11 protein-coding genes are annotated in these 13,730 nt (G+C 36.3%); 6 read left to right on the top strand and 5 right to left on the bottom strand.

Annotated features, from left to right (window positions below; genetic code table 11):
• Positions 1 to 2: 2 nt before the first annotated feature.
• Positions 3 to 1,847, bottom strand: a complete 1,845-nt coding sequence (locus tag OPR28_RS03395) for a peptidoglycan D,D-transpeptidase FtsI family protein (protein WP_265023506.1) — start codon at positions 1,845 to 1,847, stop codon at positions 3 to 5.
• 20 nt (positions 1,848 to 1,867) lie between these two features.
• Here OPR28_RS03395 and ispH point away from each other — a divergent pair, with 20 nt between their 5' ends.
• The 6 genes from ispH to hemA all read left to right on the top strand — a co-directional run bounded on the left by ispH (position 1,868) and on the right by hemA (position 10,677).
• Positions 1,868 to 2,797: a 4-hydroxy-3-methylbut-2-enyl diphosphate reductase gene (ispH, locus tag OPR28_RS03390; RefSeq protein WP_265023765.1), complete on the top strand. Its 930-nt coding sequence runs from the start codon at positions 1,868 to 1,870 to the stop codon at positions 2,795 to 2,797.
• A 913-nt stretch (positions 2,798 to 3,710) separates the two neighbouring features.
• Positions 3,711 to 5,606 carry a molecular chaperone HtpG gene (gene htpG, locus OPR28_RS03385; RefSeq protein WP_265023505.1) on the top strand — a complete coding sequence of 632 codons (1,896 nt, stop codon included), beginning with the start codon at positions 3,711 to 3,713 and terminating at the stop codon, positions 5,604 to 5,606.
• 38 nt (positions 5,607 to 5,644) lie between these two features.
• On the top strand, positions 5,645 to 6,922 hold the full coding sequence (locus OPR28_RS03380; protein WP_265023504.1) for a host RNA manipulator TomO: 1,278 nt from the start codon (positions 5,645 to 5,647) through the stop codon (positions 6,920 to 6,922).
• Complete coding sequence (locus tag OPR28_RS03375) at positions 6,846 to 8,498, top strand: host RNA manipulator TomO (protein WP_265023503.1); 1,653 nt, start codon at positions 6,846 to 6,848, stop codon at positions 8,496 to 8,498. Before OPR28_RS03380 ends, OPR28_RS03375 begins: the two co-directional genes overlap by 77 nt.
• A gap of 15 nt (positions 8,499 to 8,513) precedes the next feature.
• Positions 8,514 to 9,410: a TomO hydrophobic C-terminal domain-containing protein gene (locus OPR28_RS03370; RefSeq protein WP_265023502.1), complete on the top strand. Its 897-nt coding sequence runs from the start codon at positions 8,514 to 8,516 to the stop codon at positions 9,408 to 9,410.
• A 64-nt stretch (positions 9,411 to 9,474) separates the two neighbouring features.
• Positions 9,475 to 10,677 (top strand): 5-aminolevulinate synthase, encoded by a 1,203-nt coding sequence (gene hemA, locus OPR28_RS03365; RefSeq protein WP_265023501.1) that lies wholly within the window; start codon positions 9,475 to 9,477, stop codon positions 10,675 to 10,677.
• Here hemA and OPR28_RS03360 read toward each other — a convergent pair.
• The 4 genes from OPR28_RS03360 to OPR28_RS03345 form a co-directional block, all read right to left on the bottom strand.
• Positions 10,669 to 11,367 (bottom strand): inositol monophosphatase family protein, encoded by a 699-nt coding sequence (locus OPR28_RS03360; RefSeq protein ID WP_182321100.1) that lies wholly within the window; start codon positions 11,365 to 11,367, stop codon positions 10,669 to 10,671. The two genes, hemA and OPR28_RS03360, sit on opposite strands and share 9 nt — an antisense overlap.
• Before the next feature lie 8 nt (positions 11,368 to 11,375).
• The gene (efp, locus tag OPR28_RS03355) at positions 11,376 to 11,942 is read right to left on the bottom strand and encodes an elongation factor P (protein WP_006279719.1); all 567 of its coding nucleotides are present in this window, start codon (positions 11,940 to 11,942) and stop codon (positions 11,376 to 11,378) included.
• A gap of 62 nt (positions 11,943 to 12,004) precedes the next feature.
• Positions 12,005 to 12,511 (bottom strand): ribosome maturation factor RimM, encoded by a 507-nt coding sequence (rimM, locus tag OPR28_RS03350; RefSeq protein ID WP_038250708.1) that lies wholly within the window; start codon positions 12,509 to 12,511, stop codon positions 12,005 to 12,007.
• Between the two features lie 14 nt (positions 12,512 to 12,525).
• Entirely contained in the window at positions 12,526 to 13,701 is a 1,176-nt protein-coding gene (locus tag OPR28_RS03345; RefSeq protein ID WP_155969393.1) for an aspartate aminotransferase family protein, read from the bottom strand.
• Between the last annotated feature and the right edge of the window lie 29 nt (positions 13,702 to 13,730).

Below are 13,730 nucleotides of genomic sequence, written 5' to 3'. Positions count from 1 at the left end.
TTTTACATCTCAGGTGTAACATTTAGTATAGGTGCTATTCTATTTACAATGTTCTTTACTATAGGCGCAGCAATTATTCCCCCGGTATGATGCATCCCTTGAGGCTCATCAATAGTAATTAGCACTATGTACCTTGGGTCAAGCATAGTTAGCACTCCTATAAATGATGCTATGTTTGCATCTTTGCTATATTTACCATCTACAACTTTTTCCGCCGATCCAGTTTTTCCTCCTATTGAATATGCCTTTATTTTTGCTTTTCTGCCAGTGCCATCTGTTACTGCTGCGCGTAATAATTTTCTCATTTCCCTGGAAGTTCTTCTTGAGATAATTTGCTCTCCTATGCTTCTTTTATTCAACATCAAGGTTGCGTTATGAAATATTCCATTGTTGATTAATGCTGCTGCAGCTTGTGCAAGATGTATAGGAGTTACAGCTATGCCATAACCATAAGATGCTGTTATTAAAGTGTTTTCACTCCATTTATCCGGGATTATCGGTGTGGATTTTTCTGGTATTTCTATTTTCAAAGGAGAAAATAGCTTCATAGCTTTAAAGTATTCTACCTGTTTTTCAATACCTAGTTTGACTGCAATTTTTGCTGCACCAATGTTGGATGATTTTACAAATATATCTTGCACAGTAATTTTTGGAATTTTAGATTTATGAAAATCCTGAATTTTATACTTTCCAATGGTGATTGGTGTTGATACGTCATATAAATCGCTAGTTTTTGTAGCGTTCGCATCAAGCGCTGCGGCTATTGTAAAGTATTTTAATACCGACCCCATCTCATATACCCCAAGACTGGCGCGATTAAACTTTTGTACGTCTTCTGCCTTATTCTGTAAGTTGGGATTAAAATCAGGTAGGCTGACCATCGAGATGACTTCACTATTTCTCACATTTAAAACAATTCCTACTCCGCCAAGTGCCTGATATCTGCTTACAGCTTTAGTTAGCTCTTCATGCACTATGCTTTGCACTCGTGTATCTAAGGATAGTTGAACATATTGATCAGCAGAGCGTGACCATCCCTGTCGGATGACAGAAGATTGTGCAGAAGCTTGGTCTGGTGTCATTCCAGTGCACTGACACTGGAATCCAGTTTTATGCGCAATTTCATCACAAACATTGTTTTTGACATATGTTTCTGGAATCCGTTGTTCATCACGTAATTTGTCAGTATTTTTATATCTGGATCCCAGTGTCACGCACTGGGATGACACCATCTGTTGTGTGGGGAATTGTTGTGCAGGAATTGCTTTCAAGTTGCAACATTCATACAACTGTATATCAGGTACTTGGATAACAGAATGTTGTTTGTTTTTACTTATATATGCCTCAACTCCTGCAATACCGTTGCCATCTATGTCAGTATAACCAAGCACGTGTGAAAATAAATTACTGTGAGGATATATACGCTTTATGTCGTCATAAAAATTTACTCCTGGTACACCAGCGTTTTTGATCGCTAGTAATTCTTTTGGAGTCAAGTGCCGCTTTATCCAAGCAAATTTCTTTTCTGAAGTAAGTACTCTATATAAGTTCTTGTATTCGAGGTCATGCAAAGTAGAACACAGTTGTGCTGCTATACTTTCCGGATTCTTTACTTTGGTTGCATCTATATATAGTGATGTTGTGGGCACATTTGTTGCTATTACCACTCCATTTCTATCTAAAATATCAGGTTGTTTATGTACTATATTATCTTTTCTAAAATTTTCTGAAGTAGTAGGTTGATCAAATGTTAAAGAGAATATGCGAAAAATAATTATTATATAAAATATAAATAATGGTACTATAAAACACAGTGAGCGGAGCTTATTTTTAAGTAATGCTTGCATATTTACTTGATTTGACAAAAATGGAAATCATCTTAGCTGAACCACGAGGTTTTTGTGCCGGGGTAAAAAGAGCTGTGGACATATTAGCTATTACTTTAGAAAAATATAAAAACGAGCGCCAAGTTTATGTGCTACACGAAATTGTTCACAATAAATATATAGTAGAGGACTTTAAGAGACAAGGAGTGGTTTTTGTGAACAGTATCGAGGAAGTTGAAGATAATGGAGGAATACTGATCTTCAGCGCACACGGAGTATCAAAAAATATAGAAGATGAGGCAAAAAGAAAGGGTATTCAAGTGATTGATGCAACATGTCCTTTAGTTAGCAAAGTACATAAAGAGGCAAAAAGGTATGAAAACAGTGGTAAAGAATTAATTCTCATTGGGCATGAAAACCATCCAGAAGTTAAGGGAATTAGGGGAAGAGTAAACAATCCTATCACTTTAGTGCAAACTTTGCAGGATGTATATGATTTAAAGGTTAAAGATCCAGATAATTTGTCTTATGTTACACAAACTACGTTAAGCATCGACGATACCCGTGACATTATTGCTGCCTTGAAATTAAGGTTTCCAGGCATAACAGGTCCAGATTTAAAGGACATATGCTATGCAACGCAAAACAGACAAAATGCTGTTAAAAAGCTAGCTGAAATTGTAGACATGGTATTAGTTGTAGGAAGTAAAAATAGCTCAAATTCAAACCGCTTATTAGATCTGTGCACTGCCAGAGGAAAAAGAGCCTACTTGATTGATAATTACAGCTGTGTGAATAAAAGCTGGTTTCAGGGCGTAGAAAAGATAGGAATCACTGCAGGTGCTTCCGCTCCTGACATATTGGTTGATGAATTAATGGACTACCTAAAAGTAAACCTGAGTGTAAAAATTTCAGTTATGCCAGGTGGTATTATTGAAAATGTTCAGTTTAAAATACCGAATCTGGTTTAAAACACAACTTATCTACTAAGCTTCTCTTGAAATCACACAAACCAGCATCTATAGCTAAGACGTCACACCGCGATTTATTAGACCTCTTGCATAACTATATAACAAACTTTTATTGGGAATAGAAACGAAAAAATTACTTTACAAGCTTCGCCAGCCCCCTTATCATTGTACTGAAGGTATTCAGTTATCTTCATCTGTGCAGATTAAACAGCAAGAAAACAACGTAGTTGGCGTCTTATTTTTAATTTTTTGCACTATGTGCACCTTATGTCTTCACAACATTTCTGGGTTTTTACCTATATAAGCTGAAACGCGCTTATAAGTCGTTTAAGACAGTATAGTACGCCAATTTGCAGGATTAGAGAGTGAACACTAATTACCACGGGGTTTCTTTTGCCTTTTTTTCTGCTTAGTAAATTTCTTAAACATTTAAGCTAAGGTTAGTTGCACTTAAAAGCAGCTAAATTGCAGCGTTTAAGACTTAAAAAAACGCAAAGAAACCCTAGGGTAGCTAATTATTCACTATCCATTTTTTAAGTTGGCGTTTTTTGATGTTTTAAATAGCGTATTTCAGCTTGTGTAGCTAGAAATTTGATAAAGACATGAGGTGCACATAGTGCAAAAAATTAAGCATGATTTACGCCAAATACATTAAGTTTTTTTGTCATTAATCCACTGCAGAGATTGCGAAGATAAATAAATAGCTTCAGTTTCATGATAAGGGGGCTGGCGAAGGGTGTCAAGGAAGTTTTTCGTTTCATCCAATGCGCTGCCAAAAGTTTGTTATGCAAGAGATCCCATAAATTGGGTGTCATAATAACTACACCCACATTAATTTTGGTGTACGTGACCTTGAAAGATCGTGATTCAATACTTAAATTATTAGGGTAGTAGGCAAATAATGGAGCTCAAAATGCATAATGTACAAGAAACTGAAAATTTAAAATTTGACGCTGAGGTAGGGAAAGTACTGAATATAGTGATTCATTCACTTTACACCAATAAAGACATTTTTCTGCGTGAATTAATATCAAATGCATCAGATGCATGTGATAAGTTGCGCTATGAATCTCAACTAAACCCTAATTTGCTAGATTTGAGTGACGAATTAAAAATCACTATCAGCTCCAATAAAGATAAGAACGAGCTATATATCACTGATAATGGCATTGGAATGAATAGACAGGATTTAATAGACAATCTTGGTACAATTGCAAGCTCTGGTACGCAAAAGTTCTTGGATGCGATTAAGAATAGCAAGGATTCAAGCCAAACTGTGGAGCTGATTGGGAAGTTTGGTGTTGGTTTTTACTCAAGCTTTATGGTTGCATCAGAAGTAATAGTAGAATCAAGAAAAGCTGGAGAAGAGGAGTCTTGGGTCTGGAAATCCAAAGGAGATGGGGAATATTCAATCAGCAAGTCAGATAATCAAGTCCCTCGCGGAACCAAAATTACGCTCATTATGCATCCTGAAGAAAACGAGTTTTTAGATAAATTTCGTGTTGAAAATATTGTCACTACTTACTCTGATCACATAAATTTTCCTGTTGAATTTATAGACGAAGAAGGAAAAAGTGAAAAGTTAAACAGTAAGGCTGCAATTTGGACTAAGCCAAAAAATGACGTTACTCAAGAGGAGCACAACGATTTTTTCCGCAGTGTTGCCCACGTTGGCGGGGAGCCCTGGATGATATTGCATAATAAAAATGAAGGTGCAATAGAATATACGAATTTGCTTTATGTTCCTTCTATAAAACCTTTTGATTTATTTCATCCAGATAGACGTTGCTCTGTGAAGTTATATGTAAATAAAGTATTTATCACTGAAGATAACGTACAGATTATACCACAATACTTGCGTTTTCTGAAAGGCGTGGTTGATTCACCGGACTTGCCTCTTAATATCAGCAGAGAAACGCTGCAGAATAATCGTGTTGTTGAGCAAATCAGGAAATCCCTCACTAAACGCGCGATATCAGAGCTCGGTAAAAAGGCAAAAGAGAATTTAGAGGAATATACAAAATTCTGGACCAATTTTGGTGCAGTATTAAAAGAGGGTCTTTGTGAAGCTATGCCAACTGATGAGAGGGAAGCGCTGCTCTCGATTTGCAGATTTCATAGTACTGGTGATGAGAAATTAGTCAGCATTGATGACTACATAAGCAGAATGAAGCCTGAGCAGGAACATATCTATTATCTCACCGGAAATAGCCTCGATTCAGTGAAAAACAGTCCGCAACTTGAGGGATTCGTCAGTAAAGGACTAGAAGTGCTCCTATTTGTTGATCCAGTTGATGATTTCTGGACTAGCGTGATTCATGAATATAAAGATCAGAAAATCAAGTCTGTAACCCGCGCAGATGTTGATTTGGAAAAATTCTCTTCAGAAGAAGATAAGACAGATGAAGAAAACAAATCGAATGAAGAAAAAACTGAGGAAACTATATTGCAATATTTTACCACAGTGCTTGGAGATTCAGTAAAAAGCGTAAAAATTTCCAAAAAATTGACTGATAGTCCCGTATGCCTAGCGGTTGATGAAGGTGCTATGGATCTTCGCATGGAGCGTTTTTTGCGTGAACAAAAGCAGCTAAATTACCGCACGCCAAAGGTGCTTGAAATTAACACTAAGCATCCTGTAATAAAGAGTATAATGAAATCTTATGCTGAAAGTGGTGAAAACCCAACATTGGAGGACATGGTTCACTTATTGTTTTACCAAGCTTGCATCGTGGAAGGCGAAGAGATGGATGACGCGAGCAGCTTTGCTAAGAGACTGAATAATTTGCTTGGCAAGATTTCTGTTTAATGCTATACTTAGCTTAGCTGCTAGTTAGGAGGTAAAACATGTTTGGTTCCAATTTTAGAGACTTTGTATCACAAGATACAACTTCACAGGGCCAATCAAATTCTGAAAGATTAATCAAAAGTTGGCATGGTTTTGAAAAACCAGATTCTGAAGATTCAGGTATTGAAGAAGAGTTTGAAGTTTTAGATAGCGAAAGTCAAGAGATACCAGCTACTCCATGTAGCACACCCCCTGAAGATCTAAGTTTAGAGAATGCAATACTTGCAAACTTTCCTGATGGTTGTGATAGGTCGTTTACTGTAGAGTTAAAAGATGAAGATTCATATGGTATCATTCCTAAAAACTTAACTTTTGCTGAGATTATAAATATCTTAAATCAAGCTATACAAGAAGATAATTGTGAAGAATTAGACAAGGTTGTACAAAATATTGAAGATTATGAAGGCAGGTCTATTACGCTGGATAATGAAAATCTCAAAGATTTCTGTTCAAATCAACTTAATTTGGAGTTACAAAACGGAAGCAACCATCAACATATATATTCAAATGTACTATCACAATATAAATTTGATCAAGAGGGTTTCAAGTATGATTATTCAGTAAAAGAATTGGTACTATTGGCAATTGCAGCTAATGACAAGCTAGTAGAGCAATATCAGGATTTTCTTTTTGCTGAAGGAAATTTAAGTCTTTTACCTCTCCTTGTTGGTGGTCAAAAATATATTGAAGCTTTTATAGAAAAATTCCATGGTACCGATGGAGTTTATGGAAGATTAAAAGATCAAACTATACAACTTGTCGAACCTAATAAGATTAGTTTTTTCTCAGTTATAGCATTAAGAAAAGAGCAAGAATTATTAAATGCAGTTTTTGTCGAATACGTTTTAAGAGATTTTGGACAGGTGTTAAAAACAAGTAAACCTGATCCTTTGTATGGTGTGCTTGAAACAGCGTCTCTGATCAAAAATGAAGAATTCATCACGATAGTGCTAGATGCATTTGAAAGATATATTAATGAGCTAACTAAAAAAGCCTCAACAGAAGAGTTATTAAAAAAGAGCTTTGCTACCTTGTTAGAAACTGCGATAAGCCAGGAACACACATCTGTCATTGAATACCTGTGCAAACGATACACTAATAGTGCAGATCGTGCCATTTACGATGTATATGAACAAGCATTTGCAGATGATAAAGTTATTACAATACTAAGGCAACAAATCCTGAAAAACATAGGAGCTCGTGGCAGAAAAGAAATTAAAGAGCTTTGCTACCTTGTTAGAAACTGCGATAAGCCAGGAACACACATCTGTCATTGAATACCTGTGCAAACGATACACTAATAGTGCAGATCGTGCCATTTACGATGTATATGAACAAGCATTTGCAGATGATAAAGTTATTACAATACTAAGGCAACAAATCCTGAAAAACATAGGAGCTCGTGGCAGAAAAGAAATTTATGATTTAATTCTGAAAACTGCATTGGATGCTGGTAATATTGCATTTATCGAGCACTTGTGTGAAAAATGTGCTAAATGCAGCAATGATGTTATCGGCTATCTCAATCAAAAATTTAAAAATAACGAATTTGATAACATACACGAATCAATCCTCATTGCATTGTCTAATGTTGAATACACAAACACAGACGTTATAGTCGAGGTGCTTTTTTACACTAAAGAAATCCATCAAAACGTATCACATAATGAGCAAGTGATTAGGCCGGTCATACAGAATATACTGAAAAATGCAACACACTACTCAATAGGCCAAGAAGATTACTCCTTAGTCAAGGAAGTATGTTACTTATACACAGAAGAGGGTGCAATTAACGTAATTTTTCAAGAGGAGTGTAAGATTTTTAAATCTAGCATAGAAAAGCGCATAGAAGATCTGGAAAAGGAAAACAAATTATTGCAATCTGAAGCTTTACGTGAATATAACAGCCGTCTTCCAGGTATTGTAAATGGATTAGTTCAGACTGCTTGCATAGTGTATGATGAATACACTAAAGATCCAAAAGACAATAAACGTCAAAAGAATATTGATCTAATATTCAGTTTAATGCAAATTAGAAATATTCTGCAATTTTCTATTGATGTACAAAAATATTCCTGTCATAGACGTCAAGATTTGTGGGACGAAATGTACCAAACTCCTGGAACTTTTATAATACGAAAAAGAAGTAATAACGTTGCAGATGAATTAGCAATTCCAGTTATAACAAGTGACATTCTATCAGAAAATCCAGGACTTGAAAGTGCTGGCAGTAAGCAGCCACAAGAAAATGTTGACAAAGGAGAAAATATTATGGATAATAAAAAGGCTTCAATAGAAGAAGCTATAGGTAATAATTATAGGAGGGGTGAAATGTCTAAAAATAAAAAAAGTATAAAGCAGAAATCGTTTAGTGTTGATGATAATGTTATCTACGATGTTGAGCGGATGAATGATTTTCTAAAAAGCAATAATAATAAGCTTGTTTTGAGCAGAGTCCTAAGCCAAGTAAATGTTAAACTTCAAGAGAAGGGGAACACTGACGGTCTAGCTTCTACTAAGAAGAAAAAAAAAGATACTCAGAAAGGAAAACTCTTAAAAGTTAGAGAATTGCTTACAGAAAAGATCAGCAACATTGAAATGAATGCTAAGGCTGCTGTATCATCAGTAACTGATGTTAGCGCTACTACAAGTAGTCACGAAGCTCCTGTTAATATTGATGATGAGAAAAAACAAGCTCATGCTCAACCTGCTGAACATGTACCAGAAGAAAGTGCAAAACTTAAGGCACAGCCTTCTAATACTCAAGAGCAACAAGAAGTTTCTGAGACTCCAGTTCCAGAACAAACGGATGATATTGAAAGTTTAAGTACACAGGACGCTCTTGTTCTTTAAAGTAAAAGTGCTACCGTGTTATCAATTGATGGTGAGGATAAACAAACTCCTGTTCAACCGGTAGAGTCTGAAAGTAAAGGTGATCAACAAGGTTCACCACCACTTTCACCACAGAGTTCTGCGAGTGGTGATGTTGAAGGTACAGAAGCCTCTGCTAATGCAGCAGTAACTACGCCTGAAGAAGCACGTAGTCTTGTGAGTGATGGTGAGCATGATAAAATCGTGTCTAAAGAGCACCAAGATGATGCACTAGAAAAAGATTTAATAGATTTTTCAAGTGATGATGGCAATAGTCCTCTAGGAGATCCAGTACCTACATCAACTAACGAAATCCCTGGACAAGAAGATGGTACTCAAACTACCACCAGGCAGCAAGAACCGAATCCAATTCCAACACCTACACCGGTGCCAACGCCGAACCTAACACCAACACCGAATCCAATTCCAACACCTACGCCGGCGCCAACGCCAGGACTGACACCGGATCTAACACAAGATCCAATTCTAACACCTACGCTGGTGCCAACACCGAATCTAACACCAACACCGAATCCAGTGCCAACACCAGAACCAGTGCCTTCAGTAGCTAACAACAAATCTGAGCAGGTGAATGATACTCAAACCAATGGCGGGTTGCCTAATAATTCAGGCAAAAATAATGCTATTCCACAAAATACAAAAAGTAGTAAGCTGCCTGTTATAGCTGCTTCTGCACTTGCAATAGCTGGTATTATTTCAGGGGTGGCTGTTGCAGTTTACTTGGAAATGTTAGCGGTAGGAATAGCAGTTGGAGCTTGTTGTCTGGTTGCTGCTGCAGTTATATACTGCTGTACACCTAAAAGCCAAGTTGAAAACAACAAGGTTGACAAACCTTTCAACACGAAGGAAGCATCTACTACCGTACATGTATAATAAATATAGTAGTTTACCATTTAATAATTTATTATAATTATGTTAATTATCGGTAAATAAGGACTTGGTAAACTACGAAGAAATATTCTTGAATAAAATAAAAGATATAAAAGATGAGGGACGTTACCGTGAATTTACGCACTTTGCGTCATTGCCAGGTAGGCTCCCCCACATTATGGACTATGAAAGAAATAGGGAAGTAATAGTCTGGTGCAGTAATAACTATTTGGGAATGTCACAAAACGAGAAAGTTATTGCCGCCATTCAAAATTCATCAGTTGGAGCAGGAGGAACGAGAAATATATCTGGTACAACAAAAGAGGTTGTCGAACTTGAAAAATCCTTAGCTTGTTTGCATAAAAAAGAGGCTGCTTTAACTTTTGCTTGTGGCTACCTCGCTAACCAGACAACACTTAGCACTTTATCGTCTGTTATTCCGGGCGTAGTAATTTTTTCAGACGAGAAGAACCATTCTTCGATGATAGAAGGCATAAAATCAGGAAAAAGGCCAAAACATATATTTAAACACAATGATGTTAATCATCTAGAGCAGTTACTCAAGTCTATAGACAAAAAGACACCAAAAATAATAGCACTTGAATCCGTATATTCAATGGATGGCGATATAGCGCCGCTTGAAGCGATATGTGATCTTGCAGATCAACATAATGCAATTACCTATTTGGATGAGGTGCACGCAGTTGGCATGTATGGTTCACATGGTGGCGGAATTGCAGAAAGAGAAGGTCTGATGGATAGAATAACCGTTATTCAAGGTACACTATCAAAGGCTTTTGGAGTGATGGGTGGGTATATAGCGTCTTCAAAGAGCTTGGTAGATGTAATAAGAAGTTCCGCTCCAGGATTTATTTTTACCACTGCTATGTCGCCTGTTTTAGCAGCGGCAGCAAAGGCAAGCGTTGAGCACCTAAAATCGAGCAACATTGAAAGGGAAAAGCAAAAGCAAGTCGTTGAAAAAGTAAAAAACTCACTGAGAAATGCAGGAATTAACTTCATTCCAACAGAAACTCATATAATTCCAATAATAATTGGCAACTCAGAGTTATCCAAAAAAGCATCAAAATTATTATTTGATGAGCATGGAATATACGTTCAACATATAAATTATCCAACAGTGCCAAGAGGAACTGAGCGTTTCCGTATTACCCCTACACCTTATCATACTGATGAAATGATAGAACATTTAACAGAATCTCTTGTAAAAGTTTTCGAAAAGTTGTCTATCTCTGTAGCCTGTTTATCCTAATTTAATATCGCCAGCAATAATCAATCCGTTGTCTTCCGTTAGCCTTCCACCGCTTTCTTGCAGAAAAAGTCTACCGAGCAAGGCTTTATATTTGTTAACTCCAGAGTAAACTGCTCCTCTGTGCCTTCCTGCTGCAAGGTACGCAAAGCCTAAAATTGTTGAACCGATGGAGCGTACATTACTATTGCCAGGCAGCAATTTATTTAATAAATTACCACTTACATCTATTAGACCCCCTTCACGGCTTTTCACCCGCATTTTTATATGACGAGATCTAAAATCCTCAAGAAAAGCACCTTTCTTTTCTTCTGCCCAAAAAGTTTCTCTAAGAGCCGGAGCATCAATTACAGCTGCCACAACTTTATTTTTATGAATGAGACAGACTGATACTGCAAAATAAACCATGCAACTAGAAAAGTTCTCCCTGCCCTCTATAGGCATAATAAACCAAGTATAACCGTTATCTTTTATTTCTTGGTCAGTATCATCTTCGGAAATAAACCCATAGTCTCGTTTGTAGTCGTGCAAGCAATCGTATATGGTTTGCTTGGATTTTGAATAAGTTTTATTAATGAAGTCTGCTGATTTAACATTAGAAATTTGCAATTCATTAAAATCGCGCATAAGCTGCCTGGAAGCACTACGCACAGAATCAAGCATCACATTAATTCGTGGTGATGAGATGGACATTCTTCCTTTTACTCTTTCACTCTTTCATAATAGCTGTCACCTGGAGTATATACTACAATTTTATCCTCTTCTTTTATAAATTGAGGCACGTTAACGCGCATTCCGTTTTCCAAAATTGCAGGCTTATAAGAAGCAGTAGCAGTTTGTCCTTTAATAACAGACTCTGTTTCTTTCACAGCAAGTGTAACATAATCAGGCACATGCGCAGAAATTATTTTGTCTTGATAAGCTACAACTTTAATTTTCATGTTATCCTGTAAATAAATTTTTTTTTCTCCCAATAAGTCCAAATTTATAGTGATTTGCTCGTAATTACTTGGATGCATAAGATTTACAATGTTTCCTTCAGTGAAAAGGTAAACATATTCCTCTTCATCTAAAATTGCCCTTCTGATTGTTGCATCAGAACGAAATCTTTCATAGTGTTTTGCTCCGGTCTTGATATTTTTCATTTCAGCTTGTATGTATGCACCACCTTTACCAGGTTGAGTATGCATAATACCTACAACCAAAAATAATCCGCCGTTATGTTCCAACACCTGACCTGGTCTAATATCGTTAGCTCTTTCTGCCATAATTACATTTTCAGTTTGATCTTACAATTATAAATAGCTTTATATAAATATCAAAGTCTTTATTAGTCAATAAATTCTGGTATATTTAATACTATATACCTCCCCTTTATATTTATATGTGGAAATATCTCTTTAGTGAAAGACAGCATAATACGTTTTTTTGTGCTGATAACTAAAATTTCTAATATATCCCCTGAGCCGAAATTATACACAGATTTTACATAGCCATATAATTCATTACTTTTCAGCCTTACTTCCATATCTACAAGGTCACTTTGGTAAAATTCATCCTCATCATTTAGCTCTGGTAACTTGCTTCTTTCTATATATAGCTTCTTATTCCTTAAAAGCTCTGCTTCATTACGGGAATTTACTCCGCTTATTGTAGCTATTACTAAATTATCACCTATGACGGATACTGAGTCTATTTTATAATTCTCATCACCACTTATTAGCTTACCATATAAGAAGATATTTTCAGGCTTTTCAGTAAAGGTTTTTACTTTAACAGCTCCTTTAATTCCGTGAGGAGAGGTAATAATTCCTAAGCATACCAGATTGTCGTTCATATTAATGCAAGTATCTAATCAGAAGATTTCTCAGATAAATATTGAGTCAAAATCTCGATGCCTTCATCAATCTCTTTTTCAGTGATAATGAGTGGAGGTAAAATTCTCACAACGTTATCTGATGTTACCCCAACAGTAAGCAAGCCGCGATGACTTAACTCTTCTGCAAACTTTTGATTGTCTGCTTTCACTTTTATTCCAAGCATTAACCCTTTCCCTCTTACTTCCTCTATTATTGGAAATTTACTTGCTAAGTCTTCTAGTTTATTTTTTAAGTATTTACCTCTAATTTCAACATTTTTCAAAAAGCCGGGGCTGAGCAATTCTTCGAGCACAGCATTACCTACTGAGGTTGCAAGCGGATTGCCACCAAAAGTGGAACCGTGCATACCGACCGCCATATATTTAGCAGCATTTTCAGTCGCAAGACAAGCCCCTAGCGGAAACCCGCCGCCTATTCCCTTTGCAAGAGCACATATATCAGGTTCCACTCCTATATGTTCGTATGCAAATAATTTTCCTGTCCTGCCAGCACCGCATTGCACGCAATCAAAAAATAACAATATGTCATTTTCATCACACAGCTTTCTTAGTTCTTTCATAAAGACTTCATTCATTACTTTGATACCACCTTGCCCTTGTATTGGTTCTATTAATATAACGCCTATACCACTTGAAATTGCTTTCTTTACGCTCTCAATATTGGGCTCGATGTTATCACACCAATCAATGTAGGGATTTAGTAATTCAGAAAATTTCTGTTTATCGTTTGTAGCACAAGTTAAAAAGGTTCTTCCATGAAATGCACCATGGAATGTTAAAATTCTGTGACGATTTTTATTGCCTTTTCCATTTTGATAGATCCTAGCAATCTTAAGCCCACATTCTACTGCCTCTGATCCAGAATTTGAGAAAAATACAGTGTCAGCGAAACTGTTGTTTATTAATTTTTCTGCAAAATTATTGGCAGCAGGTATATTATAGGTATTTGATATATGCCATAATTTTTCTCCTTGCAATTTAAGAGCACTAATTAATCGCGAATTAGTGTGACCTAAGCTACTAACGGCTATTCCGGAGTGAAAATCTACGTAGCGCTCACCATCAACATCATATAGGTAGATACCTTTGCCATGAGAAAAATTTATATTAACAGGAGAATAAACTGGCAAAATAGGAGAAATTGTCATAAAATATTATATGCTAAATTTTATTATTA

It is taken from the genome of Wolbachia endosymbiont (group A) of Epistrophe grossularia (assembly GCF_947251435.1).
Lineage (GTDB): Bacteria > Pseudomonadota > Alphaproteobacteria > Rickettsiales > Anaplasmataceae > Wolbachia > Wolbachia pipientis.
The sequence above is the reverse complement of the archived record's forward strand: the minus strand, read 5'-3'. Positions and strand labels throughout refer to the sequence as shown.